The 20,653-nt window shown below is 67.9% G+C and carries 17 protein-coding genes; 7 read left to right on the top strand and 10 right to left on the bottom strand.

Going from position 1 to position 20,653, the window contains the following annotated elements:
- Window positions 1-54: 54 nt before the first annotated feature.
- Entirely contained in the window at window positions 55-1,092 is a 1,038-nt protein-coding gene (locus tag DOE79_RS16335) for a glycerophosphodiester phosphodiesterase family protein (protein WP_120339400.1), read from the bottom strand.
- Between the two features lie 48 nt (window positions 1,093-1,140).
- Between DOE79_RS16335 and DOE79_RS16330 the strand changes: the two genes are divergently transcribed.
- Together DOE79_RS16330 and DOE79_RS16325 are read left to right on the top strand one after the other, a co-directional pair.
- Complete coding sequence (locus DOE79_RS16330) at window positions 1,141-1,884, top strand: hypothetical protein (protein WP_120339399.1); 744 nt, start codon at window positions 1,141-1,143, stop codon at window positions 1,882-1,884.
- A gap of 96 nt (window positions 1,885-1,980) precedes the next feature.
- Window positions 1,981-2,796, top strand: coding sequence for a Bax inhibitor-1/YccA family protein (locus DOE79_RS16325; RefSeq protein WP_066597504.1), 816 nt, complete (start codon window positions 1,981-1,983; stop codon window positions 2,794-2,796).
- Window positions 2,797-3,427: 631 nt separating this feature from the next.
- Here DOE79_RS16325 and guaA read toward each other — a convergent pair.
- From guaA to DOE79_RS16300, 5 genes are read right to left on the bottom strand one after another with little or no spacing between them, the layout of a single operon-like run.
- Window positions 3,428-5,104, bottom strand: a complete 1,677-nt coding sequence (gene guaA / locus DOE79_RS16320) for a glutamine-hydrolyzing GMP synthase (protein WP_484066186.1) — start codon at window positions 5,102-5,104, stop codon at window positions 3,428-3,430.
- On the bottom strand, window positions 5,101-5,538 hold the full coding sequence (locus tag DOE79_RS16315) for a DUF3817 domain-containing protein (protein ID WP_120339398.1): 438 nt from the start codon (window positions 5,536-5,538) through the stop codon (window positions 5,101-5,103). Before DOE79_RS16315 ends, guaA begins: the two co-directional genes overlap by 4 nt.
- Window positions 5,539-5,547: 9 nt before the next feature.
- Window positions 5,548-6,405, bottom strand: a complete 858-nt coding sequence (locus DOE79_RS16310; protein ID WP_120339397.1) for an SURF1 family protein — start codon at window positions 6,403-6,405, stop codon at window positions 5,548-5,550.
- On the bottom strand, window positions 6,402-7,769 hold the full coding sequence (locus DOE79_RS16305) for a cation:proton antiporter (protein ID WP_120339396.1): 1,368 nt from the start codon (window positions 7,767-7,769) through the stop codon (window positions 6,402-6,404). The genes DOE79_RS16310 and DOE79_RS16305 overlap by 4 nt, the downstream gene beginning before the upstream one ends.
- 3 nt (window positions 7,770-7,772) lie before the next feature.
- Window positions 7,773-8,300, bottom strand: coding sequence for a cation:proton antiporter regulatory subunit (locus DOE79_RS16300; RefSeq protein ID WP_066597514.1), 528 nt, complete (start codon window positions 8,298-8,300; stop codon window positions 7,773-7,775).
- Between the two features lie 390 nt (window positions 8,301-8,690).
- Here DOE79_RS16300 and DOE79_RS16295 point away from each other — a divergent pair, with 390 nt between their 5' ends.
- On the top strand, window positions 8,691-9,665 hold the full coding sequence (locus tag DOE79_RS16295) for a hypothetical protein (protein WP_162942805.1): 975 nt from the start codon (window positions 8,691-8,693) through the stop codon (window positions 9,663-9,665).
- A 325-nt stretch (window positions 9,666-9,990) separates the two neighbouring features.
- On the opposite strand, the gene DOE79_RS16290 is transcribed toward DOE79_RS16295, so the two are convergent.
- The 3 genes from DOE79_RS16290 to guaB form a co-directional block, all read right to left on the bottom strand.
- Window positions 9,991-11,715 carry a glycerol-3-phosphate dehydrogenase/oxidase gene (locus DOE79_RS16290; protein ID WP_181445828.1) on the bottom strand — a complete coding sequence of 575 codons (1,725 nt, stop codon included), beginning with the start codon at window positions 11,713-11,715 and terminating at the stop codon, window positions 9,991-9,993.
- A 49-nt stretch (window positions 11,716-11,764) separates the two neighbouring features.
- Entirely contained in the window at window positions 11,765-12,874 is a 1,110-nt protein-coding gene (locus DOE79_RS16285; protein ID WP_120339393.1) for a GuaB3 family IMP dehydrogenase-related protein, read from the bottom strand.
- A gap of 131 nt (window positions 12,875-13,005) precedes the next feature.
- Window positions 13,006-14,508, bottom strand: coding sequence for an IMP dehydrogenase (guaB, locus tag DOE79_RS16280; RefSeq protein ID WP_120339392.1), 1,503 nt, complete (start codon window positions 14,506-14,508; stop codon window positions 13,006-13,008).
- A gap of 284 nt (window positions 14,509-14,792) precedes the next feature.
- Between guaB and DOE79_RS16275 the strand changes: the two genes are divergently transcribed.
- Genes DOE79_RS16275 through DOE79_RS16260 form a run of 4 tightly spaced genes read left to right on the top strand, consistent with a single transcriptional unit; the run spans window position 14,793 to window position 18,715 of the window.
- Window positions 14,793-16,052 (top strand): branched-chain amino acid ABC transporter permease, encoded by a 1,260-nt coding sequence (locus DOE79_RS16275; protein ID WP_120340388.1) that lies wholly within the window; start codon window positions 14,793-14,795, stop codon window positions 16,050-16,052.
- A 12-nt stretch (window positions 16,053-16,064) separates the two neighbouring features.
- A complete protein-coding gene (locus DOE79_RS16270; RefSeq protein ID WP_120340386.1) occupies window positions 16,065-17,045 on the top strand; it encodes a branched-chain amino acid ABC transporter permease in 981 nt (326 codons plus the stop codon).
- A 37-nt stretch (window positions 17,046-17,082) separates the two neighbouring features.
- A complete protein-coding gene (locus DOE79_RS16265; RefSeq protein WP_120340387.1) occupies window positions 17,083-17,958 on the top strand; it encodes an ABC transporter ATP-binding protein in 876 nt (291 codons plus the stop codon).
- Window positions 17,945-18,715: an ABC transporter ATP-binding protein gene (locus tag DOE79_RS16260; RefSeq protein WP_066597528.1), complete on the top strand. Its 771-nt coding sequence runs from the start codon at window positions 17,945-17,947 to the stop codon at window positions 18,713-18,715. Before DOE79_RS16265 ends, DOE79_RS16260 begins: the two co-directional genes overlap by 14 nt.
- A 550-nt stretch (window positions 18,716-19,265) precedes the next feature.
- Here the strand turns inward: DOE79_RS16260 and DOE79_RS16255 are convergent.
- Complete coding sequence (locus DOE79_RS16255; protein WP_120339391.1) at window positions 19,266-20,564, bottom strand: ABC transporter substrate-binding protein; 1,299 nt, start codon at window positions 20,562-20,564, stop codon at window positions 19,266-19,268.
- Between the last annotated feature and the right edge of the window lie 89 nt (window positions 20,565-20,653).

Below are 20,653 nucleotides of genomic sequence, written 5' to 3'. Positions count from 1 at the left end.
GGCCGCTCAATTCTAGGCGCAGCGGCTGACACCGCACCCGGCGCCTGGCGCGGGTCAGTACTGCGAGAGCGGATGCGGCATCCGGGTGTGCAGGCCGTCCCGCACGAACACCGCGAGGTCGGGGTGGTCGGCGAAGACCCCGTCGATGCCGGTGTCCATGATCGTGCGGAACTCTGCCTGCCAGTTGCCCACGTCGGCCTTGCGGGTGCCCACCCGGTTGCCGGGGGCGAGGAAGCGGTTCTCCGGGCGCAGCGTCCAGGTGTAGATCTGCAGGCCGGCGGCGTGGGCGGAGTCGACGAGGTCGGAGGCGCCGTCGACGATGCCGTGCTCATCGGTGTTGAGGATCAGGGACTTGGGCACGCTGATGCCGTCGACCTGGTGGCCGAGCTGGTAGAGCGCGAGGTCGCTGAGGTAGTCGGCGTAGCTCGTGGCGCGGTCGCCGAACCGGGCCACGAGGTCGGCGGGGGCTCCGGTGGCCTCGAGCAGGAACACCCGGCGGCCGAATACGCCCCTGGCGTGCACCTGGGCGAGCACGGTGCGTTCGAAGCTCTCGATGGTGAGGCGGCCCTCGCCGGTGTTCCAGCCGGCCTCGTTCACCTCGGCGGCGAAGAGTTCGTCCAGCGGCAGTCCGATGGACTCGAAGTAGCTGGCGTGCTTGAGCTCGGCGACGATGCCGAGTTCCCGGTCGAGCGGGGCCTCGGCCAGGTCGACGAGGCGGAACAGGTCGCGGAGCCGCAGGATCGGGAAGAGCCCGTCGAAGCTGGCGCTCAGGGTGCGCAGGGCGGGCAGCCGTTCCCTGGCACGGAGTGTGGTCAGCTCGGCCCAGGTGAAGTCCTCGGTGAACCAGCCGGTCAGGGCGGCGCCATCGATGACCTTCGAGGTGCGTCGGTCGGCGAATTCGGGGTGGGCGGCCACATCCGTCGTGCCGGAGATCTCGTTCTCGTGCCGCAACACCAGAACCCCGTCCTTGGTGGCCACGATGTCGGGTTCGACGGCGTCGGCACCGAGAGCGAACGCGAGGCGGTAGGCGGCCTCGGTGTGCTCCGGCCGGTAGCCGCTGGCTCCGCGATGGCCGATCACAAGGGGTTTCATGACACAAGGTTAGCTGCGCGTCGCTGTGGGCTGCGAGAATCTGGAGTTATGACCACTCGGATCGATCCGGCCGCCCGCGTGCGCTGGGGCGACCCCCGGTGGCGGTACGGATTCGGCCTGGTCACGATCGTGCTCGGCGCGGCCGCGACCAACCTCATCAGCACCTACAGCCTGTGGTTCCTGGCCATCGGGCCGGCCGTGCAGCTGCTCGGCTGGCTGATCCTGCCGGGGCCCTTGTGGCGCCGGCTGCTGGTTCTGCTGCCGTGCCTGGTGGCGGCGCTCGTGCTCGTGGCCGGGCCGGACTTTGCTGGGGCCTTCGCCGTACTCCTGGCCGGATGGTTATTCGCCCGGCACCGGCCGGTGCTGAGCTACCTGGCGCTGCTGCCGGTGATCGTGCTGAGCTTCGTGCTCAAGGACCTGCTGAACGAGTACGGACAGAACTGGGTCGCGCTGCTCAGCGGCGCTCTCACCACGGTGGCGTGCGCCTGGCTGGCCTGGGCGCTGATGCTGTGGCGCCGGCGGACGCTCGATGTCCGGCGGGCCCGGCGGTGGCTCCGGCGAGCGGGGCCGGCGAGGTCGGCGGGGCCGGATTCGCCGGATTCGCCGGATTCGCCGGATTCGCCGAAGGATCCGGAGGATCCGGAGGTGGCGCAGGCGCCGCAGGTGCCCGAGATGCGGCCGGCCCCTGACGCGCCGCGATCCCGAGCGGTGTTCGGGCAGTCACCGGTGCCGCCGCCGGCGGAGGCGCAGCCGGCGCTCCGGGGTGATGCTCGCCCTGTCAACCCTGAGTAGTCTCTCAGCAAACTTCGGGTTGTTCCAGTAGATTTGTTGCACACTCGCGCCGGGTCCCGGCGCACCCGCATCCAGCTGATTGTTAGGCAGAAAACCATGGCAACCTCCAACCCCGCATTCCGAAACGCCGCGTTCGGCGCTCCCGGCGCCGTTGCAACGACCAAGGTGCTTTCCGACAACGACCTGCAGGCGCTGTACAACTCGCCGTCCGCCGGCTCGCAGGACACCGACCGGATGACCTACGAAGACACCATCGGCAAGACCGTGCTCGCGTTCGCCATCCTGTTGGCCGCCGCGGCCACCGCGTGGGTGCTCACCCCGGTCGCCCCGTTCCTGCTGATCCTGGGCGCCATCGGCGGCCTCGTGCTCGGCCTGGTCAACGCCTTCAAGAAGGAGCCGTCGCCGCCCCTGATCCTGGCCTACGCCGCGATGGAGGGCCTGTTCGTCGGTGGCATCTCCCGCGTCTTCGAGCAGATCTACGCAGGCGTCGTCACCCAGGCCGTCCTGGCCACCCTCGTCGTGGTCGGTGTGACCCTCGCGCTGTTCTCCAGCGGCAAGATCCGCGCCTCGAAGAAGGCCACCAAGGTCTTCCTCATCGCGATGGTCGGCTACGCGGTGTTCTCGCTGGTCAACGTCGGCATGATGATCTTCGGCGCCACCGACGGTGCGTTCGGCATGCGCAGCGGCAGCATCGAGATCGCCGGCTTCGAGATCAAGCTGGGCCTGGTCATCGGCATCCTGGCCGTGCTCATGGCCGCGTACTCGCTCGTGCTCGACTTCGACTTCATCCAGAAGGGCGTGAACAACCGCGCCCCGCGCAAGTACGGCTGGAGCGGCGCCTTCGGCATCATGGTCACCGTCGTGTGGCTCTACGTGGAGCTGCTGCGCATCTTCGCGATCGCCCGCGAGTAGCGCACTCGGCGCCCCCCGCCACCCGCCGCAGTCGCGGCATCCGCACCACCCGAGAGGGCCGGCCCACCACGGGCCGGCCCTCTCGTCGTCTCCCCCGCTGATCAGGTGGATGCGTTCGGCTGGCTCGGGCCTCGGCGGGGCCTACCCAGGCGCCCCTCCCGCGAAGGGGCGCCTGACCCGCGCACCAGCCCGGCCCGCGCCCACATCCCGAGCTACGCGGGCACCGCGCCGCTCCGCCCGTGGCACGCCACCCGCGAACCGGCGCCCCACCCGCGCACCTCATCCGCCACCGTGCCCGCCCTGAGCGGATGCCCCCGGCCGTGTGGCGCGGACGGGCGCGGGCGGTCCGAGAACGGAACTCCCCGTCGTCCTCGGCAGGATGGTCTCCGACTCAGGCGCCGCTCCCGCGAAGCGGCGCCTGACCCGCGCACCAGCCCGGCCCGCGCCCACATCCCGAGCTGCGCGGGCACCGCGCCGCTCCGCCCGTGGCACGCCACCCGCGAACCGGCGCCCCACCCGCGCAACACGCACTGCCGCCGGCGCGAGGACTCCTCTGCATCGGGGTCAACGACGGAAGCACCCCCGCGCGGGCGGGGGTGCTTCCGGAACGACTACGGGAGCGGCGAAACGCCTACTCCCATTCGATGGTCCCCGGCGGCTTCGACGTGACGTCGAGCACCACGCGGTTGACCCCGTCGACCTCGTTGGTGATGCGGTTGGAGATCTTCGCGAGCAGGTCGTACGGCAGGCGGGTCCAGTCGGCCGTCATGGCGTCCTCGCTGGACACCGGACGCAGCACGATCGGGTGACCGTAGGTGCGGCCGTCGCCCTGCACACCCACCGAGCGCACATCGGCGAGCAGCACCACGGGGCACTGCCAGATCTCCCGGTCCAGGCCCGCGGCGGTCAGCTCGAACCGCACGATCGCATCCGCCTGGCGCAGCAGGTCCAGACGCTCCTGGGTGACCTCGCCGACGATGCGGATGCCCAAGCCGGGTCCGGGGAACGGCTGGCGTTGCACGATCTCGGCCGGCAGGCCCAGCTCGGCGCCGATCGCGCGGACCTCGTCCTTGAACAGGGCGCGCAGCGGCTCGACGAGCTCGAACTGCAGGTCTTCGGGCAGGCCGCCCACGTTGTGGTGGCTCTTGATGTTTGCGGTGCCGCTGCCGCCGCCGGACTCGACCACGTCGGGGTACAGGGTGCCCTGCACGAGGAAGCGGATCGGGTCGCCGTCGATCTCGGCGGACTCCTTGATGAGCTCGGCCTGGGCCTGCTCGAAGGTGCGAATGAACTCGCGGCCGATGATCTTGCGCTTGGTCTCCGGGTCGCTGACCCCGGCGAGGGCGTTGATGAACTGCTCACGCACATCCACCGTGACCAGGCGGATGCCGGTGGCCTTGACGTAGTCCTCTTCGACCTGGCGGCGCTCGTCCTCGCGCAGCAGGCCGTGGTCGACGAACACGCAGACGAGCTGGTCGCCGATGGCCTTGTGCACGAGGGCCGCGGCAACAGCGGAGTCGACTCCACCGGAGAGGCCGCAGATGACCTTGCCCGTGCCCACCTGGGCCTGGATCAGGGCGACCTGCTCGGCGATGACGTTGCCGCTGTTCCAGTCGGCGGGGATGCCGGCGGCGCGGTGCAGGAAGTTCTCCAGCACGTGCTGGCCGTGCGCGGAGTGCTTGACCTCGGGGTGCCACTGCACGCCGTAGAGCCGGCGCTCGTCGTTGGCGAACGCGGCGACCGGGGTCGACACCGTGGAGGCCAGAACGGTGAAACCGTCGGGGGCCTTGGAGACGGAGTCGCCGTGGCTCATCCACACGGTCTGCTCCACCGGCTGGTCGGCGAGCAGAGCGTTGCTGCTGTCGGCGACGACCACCGGGGTGGAGCCGTACTCGCGCTGGCCGGTGTGCGAGACCTCGCCGCCGAGAGCGGTGGCCATCACCTGGAAGCCGTAGCAGATGCCCAGCACCGGGATGCCGAGGTCGAAGATCGCCGGGTCGAAGGTGGGGGCGCCCTCGGCGTAGACGCTGGACGGCCCGCCGGAGAGCACGATGCCGATGGGGTTCTTGGCTGCGACCTCGGCGGCGGTGATCGAGTGCGCCACGATCTCCGAGTACACGGATGCCTCACGCACGCGGCGGGCGATCAGCTGCGCGTACTGCGCGCCGAAGTCGACCACGAGCACGGGGCGGCTGATGCCGGAGGCCGTGGGCGCGGTGCCCTCCTCTGTGGCGAGCTGGTTCTCGAGGCCCTCGGCGCCCTCGGCGCCGTCGGCGCCCACGACATCCATCGGGTTCACGGCGCTCATGCGTTTGCTCCGGCCTGTACGGCTGGAGTCGGGTGGGCGGCGAGGTAGGCCTTGACCCGCTGGCCGACCTTCACCTCCAGGAAGAAGGACAGGAACGGGATGATGCCTCCCAGGGCGATCAGCAGGAACATGGGGAACGGCCAGCGCATGAGGCTCCAGAGGCGGAAGTCGGCGAACAGGTAGAGAACGTAGAACCAGCCGTGCACGATCAGCAGCCCGGTGCTCAGGTTCGCGGCCGTCACGGTGCCCTCGGGCACGAGGGCCAGGAAACCGTTGGGGCCGCCGCCCTCGAGCTCGGTGCCGAAGAAGTACTTGGCCACCACCTCGGCGCAGAGCAGCAGGAGGAAGACACCGGTGATGATCGATGAGACCTGGTACAGCTTGAGCGCCCCCGGGATTCTGGGCAGGTCGGCAGGCTTGGGTGCAAGTGGCATGGGCTAATTCTACGGGGCCTTCGCGTGGCTCCGGTCGGGACCGCCGTGCGGCGCGGATGCGTCGGGCCCGTCGCCGGCTGAGCCCCCGGCGTCGGTGCCGCCGCCGTTGGCGGCGAGCTCGGCTTCCTCGACTTCGCGCTCCCACGCATCCCGCACCAGGCGGTACCAGAGGAACACGGCGAACCCGGCGAACACGGCCCACTCGAGGGCGTAGAAGATGTTCAGCCAGTTCAGCGGCACCTCGACGACCGGCTCGGGCGAGTCGATCACGTCGAGGCCGTCGGCCGCGGCGCTGTCGACGATGTACCCCTGGTAGACCGACTGGTCGTCCCAGTTGGCCCAGAGGTTGATCAGCGCGGCCGTGGACACCGTGGTCATGGTGTGCGGGTCGACGCCCTCTGCGGGCACCTGCGGCGCCTCGTCGGGCACGAACCGGCCGGTGAGCGGCTGCAGCGACGCGATGCTCATCTCGGTGGCGAGCCGGTCACGCACCGTGGCCGCCTGGTCGGCGTCGGCGGTCCAGCCGCGGGCGACGGGGATGCTGATGCCGTCGTCGGTGACGAAGTGGCTGACCACCCAATAGCCGGTTTCGCCGCCGTTGTGCCGGCCGCTGATGATCTGGTCATCCCCGGGAACGAAGGAGCCGCTGGTCTCGACCCGCTGGCCCTCCGCGATCTGCGGCGGCGGGCCGTCCGGTGACACAGTGTCGCGCAGCGGCTGCACGATCTCGGTGCTGCGCTCCACAACCTGGCCCGAGCTGATGGCGCGGTCCAGCTGCCATTGTCCCAGCAACGCGAACGCCGCGGCGATCGCCAGGGCCAACAGCAGCGCGGCGATCCAGCGCGGGCGCAGCATCATGCCGATCATGAGTAGTCCCCCGCCCCGTCGTCCTTACCGGACTGGCCGGCCTTGTCGGGCTTCTTGTCGGGGGTCGGGTATGTCTCGGAAATGAAGTCCACCATCGGGTCGCCGGATTTCTGGTCGTGGGTGGCCGCCTCGACCAGCGCGATCTCCTCGGCGCGCATGGCGTCACGCTCGGGGGTGCGGGTGGGCGGCTGGGGGGTGCGGGAGCGGCGGCCGAGGGCGGCGCCGATCTTCTCGGAGTTGGCGGTGAACAGCGGGCCGAGGATCGCCATGGAGAGCACGTAGAGACCGGCGAAAGGCTGCAGCCGTTGGTCGAGTCCGGCGCCCACCGAGAGGGTCGCCAGGATCAGGGTGAACTCCCCGCGGTTGACGAAGATCGCCGCGGTGTTGAGGCCTTCCCGCATGCCCATTTGGTGCATCCGCGCCAGCAGCATGCCCGAACCCAGGCTGAGCACGAAGGTCATCAGGATGGCGATGGCCACCAGGGAGATGACCGAACCGAACTCGGCCACGTTGAGGGCCAACCCGAAGTTGAGGAAGAAGAACGCGCCGAACACGTCACGGAGCGGCACGGCGACCCGTTCGATGCGGCCGCGGTAGGTGCTGGCGCCCAGCACCACGCCGATGAGGAACGCGCCGATCGCGTCGGTGACGCCGATGATCTCGCCGATGCCGGCGAAGAGCACGGCGAGGCCGAAGAAGAGGATGGTGAACAGCTCGTCGTCCTTGGTGCGCATCAGCCGCGACACCACCCGGCCGCCCCACCGGGCGACGGAGAACATCACCACGAGGAACAGGAACGCGATGAACAGTTGCAGCACGATGGGCCAGATCTCGGTCTTGCCGCTGAGCACGACGGACACGATGGCCAGGTACACGGCGATGAAGATGTCGCCCACCACGGTCACCCCGAGGATCATCGGGGTTTCCTTGTTCGCCAGCCGGCGCAGTTCGATGAGCAGTTTCGTGATGATGGCGCTCGAGGAGGTGCCGGTCATGCCCGCGATCACAAGGGCCTCGCGGGTGCCCCAGCCGGTCATCAGGCCGAACGCGAAACCGGCGCCCATGTTGATCAGGATGTAGGAGCCGCCGGAGATCAACAATTTTCCGGCGTCGCCGAAGAACGCCTCCTGGTCGAACTCCAGGCCCAGGCTGAACAGGAGCAGGATCAACCCGAAGACGGCGATGAGTTCGATGTCGGCGGAGTGGAAGTCGAGGGGGAACCATCCGCTGTACGGGCTCGCCAAGAGACCCACGATCATGTAGATCGGAATCGACGGCAGGCCGATCAGCTTGCCCAGGCGGCCCAGGACGTAGGCAACCACGAGGAGGATGCCCAGGGTGAGTAGATCTTCACCGAGGTTCATCGGCTAGCCTCCGGGCGGCGAGTCGACGGGCTTCGCCTTGATCTCGCCGGTGCGGAAGAACGCGAACGCCTTCGCCACCTTTTCTGGCGAGCCGGCCACGACCAGGGTGTCGCCGGGAAAGACCTTGAAGTCGGCCGCGGGGGCCGGGTTGGCGGATTCGCCGCGTACCACGGCCACGACGGTGAGCCCGGCGATGCCACGCTCGGCGGGGTTGCCCAGGGGCTGGCCGGCGATATGGTCCTCGTAGTCCACGGTGAACCAGTCGATGCTGAGGCCGGGGATCTGGTCGAGCGCGGTGAGCGACTCGGTGATCTGGGTGCCGCCGAGGAGTTCGGCGAGGGTGTGCGCTTCGTCCTCGCTGAGCCGGAGGGACACCTTGCTGGCGTCGGGTCCGCCCTCGTCGTCGGCGAAGGTGATCAGGTCGCTGTGCCCTGACCGGTGGGCGATCACGCCGACCTTGCCGCCGTCATCGGTGATGAAGGTGTGCAGCACACCCACACCGGGGAGCTTGACCCGTCGAACGTCAACCATGGTGCGACTCCTGAGGCTTGTGGGCGGTGTGACTATTCTACCGGAGGCTTTCGGCCGGTTGGCCGGGCCGCCGGGCCGGGTGACCGAGCCGCGGCGGGACGCATCCGCCCGCTCCGCGGCGATCCGGCGCACCCGCGGATGCCCCGCCCCTGCTCGGTGCGCCCCCTCTGGCTAGATGACACCGCGATAGGGAGCACATCCAGCCAAAGTGGGTGCATCCGCCGTTCAGGGTCAGCGAGAGGGGGCGCATTCAGCCAGAGCGGACTGGCCCAGCCAGAGCGGGTGCGCTGAGCTCGAGGGAGTCATTCCACAGGCGGCAAACCCTTCTCAGAAGTACACAGATACACCTGTCCCGCTGTCGGGCCTCTCGTGTTCTGCGACCCTCTCGGCATGGACGCCACATCATCGACCACCTTGCAGGTTCTCACCGCCATGTCTGATCACAACGGGCTTGTCCTGGCCAGCGACGCAGCCCGGGTCGGCCTCCAGCACGAACTCCGCCGGGAGTTCAACCATCAGACCCTCGTCCGTCTGCGCCGCGGCGTGTATGTGCTTGCCGCTGAGTGGGAAGCCCTCGGCGCGGATGAGCGCTACCTCCGGCGCATCCACGCCCACGCTGCGATGGCGGAGCAGCCTGTGGTGTACTCGCACGTGTCGGCTGCCGCGCTCTGGGGCCTGCCGATCGTAGGCGCGTGGCCGGCGGAGATCCATGTGTCGGTCGCGGCCGCAGCCGGGGGCCGCTCCCGCCACGGCGTGGTGCGCCATACGCAGGACCACGACCTCGATGTGACCGTGCACGACGGACTCCGCGTGACGTCCGTCGCCGCCACCGCGGTGACTCTGGCCCGGGTGCTCCGGTTCGGCCAGGCGGTGGCGGTGATGGACAAGGCGATTCACGAGCCGCGCGACGGCCAGTCGTTGACCACCAGGGCGGAGCTCGACCGCGCCCTCGCCCAACTCGGCCGAATTCCTGGCCGCACTGCAGCCCGACGAGTGCTGGAATTCGCGTCGCCGCTGTCCGGGTCACCTGGAGAGTCGATCAGCCGGGCGGGAATCTTCATGCTGGGCTTTCTCCTGCCCGAGCTGCAAGTGCCGCACTGGGATCGCGACGGCCTGATCGGATTCACGGACTTCTTCTGGCGCGGTGTGGGATCTGTCGGCGAGTTCGACGGGCTCGGCAAGTACCTGCGGGAAGAGTTCACCGGTGGACGTTCCACCGCCGACGTGGTTATCGCCGAGAAGATCCGGGAAGACCGGCTTCGTGCCTTGGGGTTCGGCGTCATCCGCTGGGACTGGCCGGTCGCGCGCGACCTCTCAGCGCTCGGCGACCTCCTCGCCCGAAACGGAATCCCCCGAGCCCGGTAGGTGGGGGGGGTAGCCCGGTGCGTCCAGGGTGATCGGGCTGAAGCAGGGGTGGCTGACCGCGCGCCTGGTCTTCCACCGCCATCCACGAGCGTTACCGCACCCCCGGTGGCTGGATGATGCCGCTCTAGGAGGCTCATCCAGCCACACGAGGCGCACCCGGAGCACGCGACCATGCACGGATGCGCCACCCACGAGAAAACCGGTCGCCGCACCCCAGATGGCTGGATGATCCCGCTATAGGGGGCGCATCCGGCCACATGGGGTGCGGCGACGGGGCACGGCGCGGCGGGCGGGGGCGCAGCGCGCCGGGCCCCGCGCCAACAGGTCAGGTCGTGACGATGTCGGGGGCCTCCAGGCGCACCCGGTCCGCGGACTCGTCGTCGGGCTGGGTTTGCGAGGCCCGTTCGGCGGCGACCCGCTTGAGGTAGATCGACACCTCGCGCTCCTCACGTTCGGTATCCCAGCCAAGCACCCCGGCGAGCAGCCGCGCGGCGACCGGCGCCGCCGACACCCCGCGGTCCCAGGCCTCGATGGAGATGCGGGTACGGCGGGCGAGCACGTCCTCGAGGTGCAGGGCGCCCATGTGGGTGGCGGCGTAGACCACCTCGGCCTGGATATAGTCGTCCGCGCCGGGCAACGGCTCGGCCAGCTCCGGATGTTCCTTGATCAGGTCGAGGAGCTCATCGGTGAGGGTGCCGTAGCGGTTGAGCAGGTGCTCCACCCGCACCGTGTGCAGGTTGAACGCGTGGGCGATCTTGGCTCGCTTGTTCCACGCGGCCCGGTACCCCTCGGCGCCGAGCAACGGGATCTCCTTGGTCGTGGACGGCGGCACCAGGTCGTCCAGCGCATCCACGGCCGCGTCGATGGCGTCCTTGGCCATCACCCGGTAGGTGGTCCACTTGCCGCCGGCGATCACGACCAGGCCGGGCACCGAATGCCCCACCAGGTGCTCGCGGGAGAGCTTCGAGGTCTGCTCGCTCTCCCCCGCCAGCAGGGGCCGCAGGCCCGCGTAGACCCCCTCCACGTCTTCTCGGGTGAGCGCAACCTGCAGCACGGCGTTGACGTGCTCGAGCAGGTAGTCGATGTCGGCGGCGGTGGCCGCGGGGTGCGCCTTGTCGAGGTGCCAGTCGGTGTCGGTGGTGCCGATCAGCCAGTGGCGGCCCCACGGGATCACGAAGAGCACGCTCTTCTCGGTGCGCAGCAGCAGCCCCATCGCGGACTGGAACCTGTCGCGCGGCACAACCAGGTGGATGCCCTTGGACGCGCGCACCTTGAACGTGCCGCGCTCCCCCACCATCCGTTGGGTGTCGTCGGTCCAGACGCCGGTGGCGTTGACCACCTGCTTGGCGCGCACGTCGAAGCGCTCCCCGGTCTGCAGGTCGTGCGCGTGCACGCCGACGACCCGTTCGCCCACCTTGATGAACCCCTCCACGCGCACCCGGCTGGCCACGTGGGCGCCGTAGGCTGAGGCGGTGCGGGCCAGCGATGCGACGTAGAGCGCGTCGTCGACCTGAGCGTCGTAGTAGGTGATCCCGCCGACGAGTGCGTTGTGGTTGAGGCTGGGCACCAGCTTGGCGACCTGGCCGCGGGTGAGGTGGCGGTGGTGCGGCACACCAGGTCGCCCGCCGAGGTAGGAGAGCACGTCGTAGAGCAGCATGCCCGCGCCCACATACGCGCGTTCGACCACCCGCTTCTTGAGCGGGTAGAGGAAACGCACGGGCTTCACCAGGTGCGGGGCGATGCGCTTGAGCAGCAGTCCGCGTTCGGTCAGGGCCTCCCGCACCAGGCGGAAGTCGAGCTGTTCGAGGTAGCGGATGCCGCCGTGCACCAGCTTCGACGACCGGCTGGAGGTGCCCGACGCCCAGTCCCTGGCCTCGAGCATGCCCACGCTCAGGCCGCGGGTCACCGCGTCCAGCGCGCAGCCGGTGCCCACGATGCCCCCGCCGACGACGAGGATGTCGAGCTCCTTGCCCTTGAGGCGTTCGATCGCGGCCGCGCGTTCCTCTGGTCCGAGCTTTGTGGACCTGGTCACCGAATTATCGTGCGTCATCTGCAAACTCCCATCGCCATCGGTGGTGCTTGCTTCGACGCTAGTTCACTCAGTACGGCGCGACAACTACCTCAACCCGCTGAAATTCTTTGATTCCGCTGTATCCGGTGGTGGCCATCGAGCGGCGCAGCGCGCCGACCAGGTTGGCGGTGCCGTCAGCCACTGTGGACGGTCCATACAGGATCGCCTCGAGCGGGGCGACGGAACCCACCTCGACGCGCTTGCCGCGCGGCAGCTGAGAGTGGTGCGCCTCGGCGCCCCAGTGGAAACCGCCGCCCGGCGCGTCGGTGGCGCGCGCGAGGGCGGTGCCGAGCATCACGGCATCCGCACCGCAGGCGATGGCCTTGACGATGTCGCCGGAGGTGCTGAGTCCGCCGTCGGCGATGACGTGCACGTACCGGCCGCCGGATTCGTCCATGTAGTCCCGGCGGGCACCGGCGACGTCGGCCACGGCCGTGGCCATGGGGGCGTGGATGCCGAGGCTGGTGCGGGTGGTGGATGCCGCGCCGCCGCCGAAGCCGACGAGCACGCCGGCCGCGCCGGTGCGCATCAGGTGCAGGGCCGCGGTGTAGGTGGCGGCGCCGCCGACGATGACGGGCACGTCGAGGTCGTAGATGAACTTCTTGAGGTTCAGCGGCTCCTGGTTGCGGGAGACGTGCTCGGCCGAGACCGTGGTGCCGCGGATGACGAAGAGGTCGACGCCGGCCGCGACGACGGTTTCGTAGAGTTCCTGCGTGCGCTGCGGTGACAGGGCGCCGGCGACGGTGACGCCGGCGGCGCGGATCTCGGCGAGGCGCTCGGTGACGAGGGCCGGCTTGATCGGCTCGGCGTAGATCTCCTGCATGCGGGCCGTGGCCTTGTCAGCAGGCAGTTCGCGAATCTCGGCGAGCAGCGGCTCGGGGTTCTCGTAGCGGGTCCAGAGGCCCTCGAGGTCGAGCACGCCCAGTCCGCCGAGCTGGCCCATCATGATCGCGGTCGTCGGGGAGACGACGGAGTCCATCGGGGCGGCCAGGAAGGGGATGTCGAACTGGTACGCGTCGATGGACCAGCCGACGGACACATCCTCGGGGTCACGGGTGCGCCGCGAGGGCACCACCGCGATGTCGTCGAAGGCGTACACACGCCGAGCGCGCTTGGACCGGCCGATCTCAATTTCCATACTCACCCGCCCAGTTTAGTCGCAGGCCATACTCAGCCAGTCCATACCTCCGGCCGCCGACCTGCGCCGCCGTGTGAGAAGAGCCCCGAAAACTTTTGGGTTTCGGGGCTCTGCTCACAGTTCGCGTATGGTCAGCGGCGGTAGTTGGGCGCCTCCACCATGATCTGCACGTCGTGGGGGTGACTCTCCTTCAGGCCGGCTGCCGTGATGCGCACGAACTTGCCCTTCTGCTTGAGTTCCTCGATAGTGCGCGCGCCCACGTAGAACATCGACTGGCGCAGGCCGCCGATGAGCTGGTACGCCACGTTCGACACCGGGCCGCGGTAGGGCACCTGGCCCTCGATGCCCTCGGGGATGAGCTTGTCGTCGCTGGGCACATCCGACTGGAAGTAGCGGTCCTTGGAGTAGGACGTCTTCGAGCCGCGGGTCTGCAGCGCGCCGAGCGAACCCATGCCGCGGTAGGTCTTGAACTGCTTGCCGTTGGTGAAGACCAGCTCGCCCGGGCTCTCGTCACAGCCGGCGAGAAGGGAACCGAGCATCACGGTGTCGGCGCCGGCGACGAGCGCCTTGGCGATGTCGCCGGAGTACTGCAGCCCGCCGTCGGCGATGACCGGCACGCCGGTTTCCCGAGCGGCCAGCGAGGCCTGGTAGACCGCGGTGATCTGGGGAACGCCCACACCGGCGACGATGCGGGTGGTGCAGATCGAGCCGGGGCCCACGCCCACCTTGATGGCATCCGCGCCCGCGTCGATGAGCGCCTGAGCGCCCGAGCGGGTGGCGACATTGCCGCCGATCACGTCGACGTCGGCGAAGGCCTTGTCACTCTTGAGCCGGCGGATGATCTCCAGCACCCCGGCGCTGTCGCCGTTGGCGGTGTCGACGACAAGAACGTCCACGCCGGCGTCGAGCAGGCTGGTGGCGCGCTGCCAGGCGTCACCGAAGAAGCCGATGGCCGCGCCCACGCGCAGACGCCCCGCGTCGTCCTTCGTCGCGTTGGGGTATTCCTCGCTCTTGTCGAAGTCCTTGACGGTGATGAGGCCGGTGAGCCGGCCGGCGTCGTCGACGAGCGGCAGCTTCTCGATCTTGTGGGTGGCGAAGATGGCCACGGCGTCCATGGGCGCCATGCCGACCTTGCCCGTGATGAGCGGGGACGTGGTCATGACCTCGCGCACCTTGGTGGTGTGCTTCTTCACGTTGGAGACGAAACGCATGTCGCGGTTGGTGATGATGCCCACGAGCACGCCGTCGTTGTCGACGACCGGCAGGCCGCTGATGCGGAACTGGCCGCACAGCGCATCAACCTCGGCGACGGTGGCATCGGGCGAAGTCGTTACCGGATTGGTAATCATGCCGGATTCGCTGCGCTTGACGAGGTCGACCTGCTCGGACTGGTCGGCGATCGACAGGTTGCGGTGCAGGATTCCCAGGCCGCCTTCACGTGCCATGGCGATGGCCATGCGCGTCTCGGTGACGGTGTCCATGGCGCTCGAGAGAAGCGGCGTCGCGACGCTGATTCTGCGGGTTAGCCGGGACTTTGTCTCGGCCTCACTCGGTATTACGTCGGTGTGTCCCGGCAGGAGAAGGACGTCGTCGTAGGTGAGCCCGGTGAAACCGAACGGATCTGGCTGATCCATGAAACCCCTTTTGCATTCGCGGATATGGAAAAAAGTCCGGAAATCTCGAGGGATGCAACCGGTAATCAATGTTAAGCGACGTTGCGCCCCAGGCATTCCGCGAACCAGAATCGAAACCACTAAATTCTGCGTACGAAACATATGCGACATAATCGGCACGTACTGTCAGCAACGTCGCTGGCAGGCAAGTCCGTGCCGGCTCGAATCCGCACCGACGGTGCCGCCCTGGAGGTGCAGTGAGTAATACACACGCAGTTCGCAAATTCACACCCCGGAGGGTGGTGCTGTTACTCGGCCTACTCCTCACCGCCCTGACCTTTTCCACGCTTGGCGCGGGAGCTGCTCAGGCGGACGAGATCAATACGGACCAGTACGACTACGTCATCGCCGGCAACGTGCAATTCGACGGCGAACCCATCGAAGACGTGCTCATCTCCGTCGAGGGCTCCGGCTACAAGGCCGAGGTCGTCACCGACGCCGACGGCAAGTGGCGCATCGGTGTCCCAGAGAAGGAGACCTATACGGTCAGCCTCGACGAAGACACCCTGCCCAAGGGCGTCGTCGTGGCCAAGGGTGGGTCGACCATCGATGCCGAGTTCGGCCTCACAAAGGTGAAGTCAGTGAACTTCTTCCTCGGTGAGGGAGAACGCACCACCGTCAGTTTCTTCGACCAGTTCGTGAACCGGTTCGTCAACGGGCTGAACTTCGGGCTGTTGCTGGCGCTGGCCGCCATCGGGATGTCGCTGATCTTCGGCACCACCGGGCTGAGCAACTTCGCCCACGCCGAGATGATCACCTTCGGCGCCCTGGCCACCCTCACCCTGTCCGTCACCTTTGGCGTGCCGATCTGGCTGGCGATCATCGTCGCCATCGCGCTCAGCGGTGTCCTCGGCTTCGGTTTGGACGCGGCGATCTGGAAACCCTTGCGGAAGAAGGGCGTCGGGTTGATCCCGCTGATGATCGTCAGCATCGGCCTGTCGCTCGCACTGCGGTACACCTTCCAGCTGTTCTACGGCGGCGGCACCAGCCAGCTGCCCGGCTCTGGAATGACCGACCTCAAGTTCGGGCCGATCTCCCTCTCGCCGATCGACTTGGCCAGCATGGGCATCAGCATCGTCGTGCTCCTGGCGGTGTCCTACTTCCTGCTGCGTACCCGCATCGGCAAGGCCACCCGCGCCGTCTCGGACAACCCGAGCCTGGCGTCCGCGAGCGGCATCGACGTCGACGGCGTCATCCGCATCGTCTGGATCGTCGGCGGGTCGCTGGCCGGCCTGTCCGGTGTCCTCTGGGCGTATTTCCGTCCCGGGGTCAGCTGGGACATGGGCTTCCAGATCCTGCTGCTGGTCTTCGCCGCCACCACCCTGGGTGGTCTCGGTACCGCGTTCGGCGCCCTGGTGGGCTCGATCATCGTGGGCCTGTTCGTCGAGCTGTCGACGCTCTGGATTCCGTCCGACCTGAAGTACGTCGGTGCACTTGTCGTTTTGATCCTGGTGCTGCTGCTTCGGCCGCAAGGCATCTTGGGTCGCAAAGAGAGAATTGGCTAGGGGCTGACGATGATCGACTGGGGAGCAATCTTTAGCAACGCGGCCGTCGAGCTGATCAGCCCGACTACCGCCGCCTACGCCCTCGCGGCGCTGGGCCTGGCCGTGCACTTCGGCTACACCGGCCTGCTCAACTTCGGCCAGGCGGGCTTCATGGCCCTCGGCGCCTACGGGTACGCGATCTCGACCCTGACCTTCGGGTTCCCGGTCTGGGCATCGGTACTCGTCGGCATCGGCGCATCCGTGGTCTTCGCGCTGGTCCTGGGCATCCCGACTCTGCGCTTGCGGGCGGACTATCTGGCCATCGTGACGATCGCGGCCGCGGAAATCGTTCGGTTGCTGTTCACGACGAACACCTTCGAACCCGTCACGGGTTCGGCCAACGGGCTCAGCGGCTACAAGGGCGGCTTCGCCGACCTCAACCCGATCCCCGACGGCACCTACGGGTTCGGTCCGTTCGAGTACAACGCCTACGACTGGTGGCTACGCATCGTGGCCTGGACCATCGTGATCCTGGCCTGCCTGTTCACCTGGCAGATCATGCGGAGCCCCTGGGGCCGCGTGATCAAGGGCATCCGTGAAGACGAGGATGCCGTGCGTGCGCTCGGTAAGAACGTCTACGCCTACAAGATGCAGTCGCTCATCCTCGGTGGCGTGTTCGGCACGATCGCCGGAATGATCTTCGTGCTGCCCCGGGCCGTGGTGCCGTCCAACTACCAGACGTCGCTCACCTTCTTCGTCTACGCCATCCTGCTGCTCGGTGGCGCCGCGACGATCCTGGGCCCCGTCATCGGTTCGATGATCTTCTGGGTGCTCCTGTCGTTCTTCTCCGGTTTCATCGCCCGTGCGGTGGAAGCCGGTTGGCTGCCGTTCATGTCGAGCATCCAGGCCGGGCAGCTGCGCTTCATCCTCGTGGGTGTGGCGATCATGCTCATAGTCATCTACAGACCGCAGGGCATCTTCGGAAACAAGAAGGAGCTGGCTTTTGTCAAATAACACCGTTCCCACCGCCAAGCCCGTCAAGACCGTCGACATGCACATCGGCGAGGCCGTTCCCGGGTGCAAGAAGAAGGACCCGATCCTCGTGGTCGACGGCGTCAGCCGCACCTTCGGCGGCCTCAAGGCCGTGGATGTCGAGCACCTGGAGATTCCGCGCGGGGCGATCACCGCCCTGATCGGCCCCAACGGCGCCGGCAAGACCACCCTGTTCAACCTGCTCACCGGGTTCGACAAGCCCGACACCGGCTCGTGGACGTTCGAGGGCACCCCGATCGGTGGGGTCCCCGCGTTCAAGGTGGCGCGGATGGGCCAGGTGCGCACCTTCCAGCTCACCAAGGCCCTGGGCCTGCTCACCGTGATGGACAACATGCTGCTCGGCGCCAAGGCTCAGATCGGCGAGAATCTGTTCCGCGCCATCCTGCCGTTCCTGTGGCGTCAGCAGGAGGCGGCCAACAAGGTCAAGGCCCTCGACCTGCTCGCCAAGTTCAAGCTCGACGCCAAGAAGGACGACTACGCCGCCAGCCTCTCCGGCGGGCAGCGCAAGCTCCTCGAGATGGCGCGGGCGCTCATGAGCGACCCGTCGCTGGTGATGCTCGACGAACCCATGGCCGGTGTCAACCCGGCGCTGACCCAATCCCTGCTCGACCACATCCTCAACCTGAAGGCGGAGGGCATGAGCGTGCTGTTCGTCGAGCACGACATGCACATGGTGCGCCACATCGCCGACTGGGTGATCGTGATGGCCGAGGGCAAGGTCGTGGCAGAGGGCGACCCGCACGAGGTCATGCGCAACCAGGCCGTCATCGACGCCTACCTGGGGCAGCACCACGATGAAGACCTCGGCGAAGATCCTGACGCCGAGAAGGAACATGTCGGAGCCATTAAGGAGCTGCTCGATGACGAACTCTAGCCCGCTGATCGACGCGACACCGCCGCCGGTGCGCTCTGCCGTCGTCGAGGTCAAGAACGTGACCGCCGGGTATGTGCCCGGGGTCAACATCCTCAACGAGTGCTCACTGACCGCCTATGACGGCGAACTGATCGGCATCATCGGCCCGAACGGCGCCGGCAAGTCCACGCTGCTCAAGTCGATCTTCGGCCTGGTCAAGGTGCGCGAGGGCGAGATCCGGCTTCGCGGTGACAACATCACCAACCTCAAGGCCAACAAGCTGGTCTCCAAGGGCGTCGGGTTCGTGCCGCAGACGAACAATGTGTTCCCCACGCTCACGATCCAGGAGAACCTGGAGATGGGCATGTACCAGAAGCCCAAGGGCCTGGCCGAACGGCTCGAGTTCGTCACCGAGATCTTCCCGGAGCTGCGCAAGCGCCTCGGCCAGCGGGCCGGGTCGCTCTCGGGCGGCGAACGCCAGATGGTGGCCATGTCGCGGGCGCTCATGATGGGCCCGCACGTGCTGCTGCTCGACGAGCCGAGCGCCGGGCTCTCCCCCGTGCGTCAGGACGAGGCGTTCCTGCGCGTGAAGGAGATCAACAAGGCCGGCGTGACCACGATCATGGTGGAGCAGAACGCCCGCCGCTGCCTGCAGATCTGCGACCGCGGCTACGTGCTCGACCAGGGTCGGGATGCCTACACCGGCACCGGCCGTGAACTGCTGAATGACCCCAAGGTGATCGGCCTCTATCTCGGCACCCTGGGCCAGGACGACTAGTCCCGGCCGCATCACCCCGTAACACCTTCGTGCCCCGGCGCGGACGTGCTGCCCGTTCCCACGGAGCAGCCGGTCCGCCCGGGGCACGCGGTGTTTAACCGCGCGGCCGCTGCGGCCCTCTGGAGACGCAGATCTCGCCGGGCGCCCTTCCGGGCGCATCGCTCGCCCCAGGCCTCCCAGCGGCCTCCTGTGCGCCGTCGCTGACCCGCCCGCGGAGGCTTCGATGCGCCTCGAGTGCGTGACTCCTGCAGTTTCTCCCGGCGACGGATGCACGGTCACGGGCGGGAACAAGCGGGCACGGGGTTCGACTGGCAGGGCACAGCGGGCACGGGCACGGCGAACAGGGCACGAAGGACAGGGCACAGCAGGCACGAAGGACAGGGCACAGCAGGCACGAATGCAGCGGACGCGAGTGCAGTGACCACGAGGGCGGCGGACACGAAGGGCGGACACGGGTATGCGGGCACGCAGAAGGGCCCCGGCCGAAGCCGGGGCCCTTCTGGTGCTGTGCGGTACGTCTGCTGTGGGTGTACCGGGTCAGCGGTGATGACTAGTTGATGCGGGTGTACTTGTTCTCTGCATCGAACTGGTAGATACCGATGGTCGCGTCCGTCGGGTCGCCGTTCTCGTCGAACGTGATCGGGCCGGAGTAGCCGTCGTAGTCGATCTGGTCACCCTTGGCGAGCGCCTCGGCGCCCGACTTGAAGTCGGTGACCTTGGTGCCCTCGCCGGTACCGCCCGAGACCTGCTGCAGGTACTTGGCGATGGACTCACCCGACACGTCGTTGCCCGCGTAAGCGGCCAGGGCGATCAGGATGACGGCGTCGTACGACTCAGCTGCGTAGCTGAAGTCGGTCAGGGTCGGGTCGACCTCGAGCAGACGGTCGGTGAAGTCGCCCAGGGTGGCGGTGTCGAGGCCGGGCAGCGTGCCCTTGGAGCCCTCGATCAGCCCGGGAGCGAAGTCCTTGCTGTAGTCGGCGAGGTTGCCGTCGACGAAGTAGAGCTTGTCTCCGGGGAAGCCGCTGGCGACCAGGTCCGGGGTGATGACCTTGGCCTGGTCGAACGTGATCAGAGCGATCGCGTCGGGGTTGGCCGCGGTGACCTCAGCGATCTGCGCCGAGAAGTTCGCGTCGCCTTCGTTGAAGCTCGCGCTGGCGACGACCTCTCCGCCGGCCGCTTCGAACGCCTCGGTGGTGTACTGGGCCAGGCCGGTTCCGTAGGAGTCGTTGAGCACGATCAGGCCCAGGGTGCTGTTGCCGTCTTCGGCGATCAGGTTGCCGAGGACTTCACCCTGCAGGATGTCGGACGGGGCCGTGCGCCAGAAGAGGCCGTTGTCCTCGTACTTCGTGAAGTCCGCCGAGGTGTTGGCCGGGGAGAACTGCACGACGCCGGCACCGGTGATCTGGTCGATCACGGTCTTGGAGACACCCGAGGATGCCGCACCGATGATCGCGGAGACCTTCTGCGAGAGCAGGTCGGTCACGGAGACCGTGGCGGTGTCGGTCGTGGTGTCGCCGGAGTCGCGGAGGATGGCTTCGATGTCGATGCCGAGACCGGCAGCGTTGACCTCTTCGATGGCCAGGTTGACGCCGGCCTCTTCGGGCGGGCCGAGGAAGGCGAGTCCACCACTCTGCGGGAGGATCGTTCCGACCTTGAGGGCCAGATCGCGGTCGCCGGCCTCAACGGGGCTGACATCGCTGCTGGTCGCGGCGGGCTCTTCAGATGCTGCGGGCGTGCTCTCCGCCGTGCTGCATCCGGTGAGCAGAAGTGCGCTGACGCCGAAGATGGCGACGCCGGTGACTACGGCGCGGGCCGAGCGGGAGGCCGAGGCCTTCGCGAATACGCTCATGTTGCTCCTAGGGTAAGGGGAATCGAGAGGTCGAGCACGGCAAACGATCGTTGCCGTGTTGCAAAGGTATTCATCGGAACGACATCAAA

This window comes from Cryobacterium soli, assembly GCF_003611035.1.
In the GTDB taxonomy this organism is placed as follows: domain Bacteria; phylum Actinomycetota; class Actinomycetes; order Actinomycetales; family Microbacteriaceae; genus Cryobacterium; species Cryobacterium soli.
This window is presented reverse-complemented; position numbering and strand designations above follow the sequence as displayed.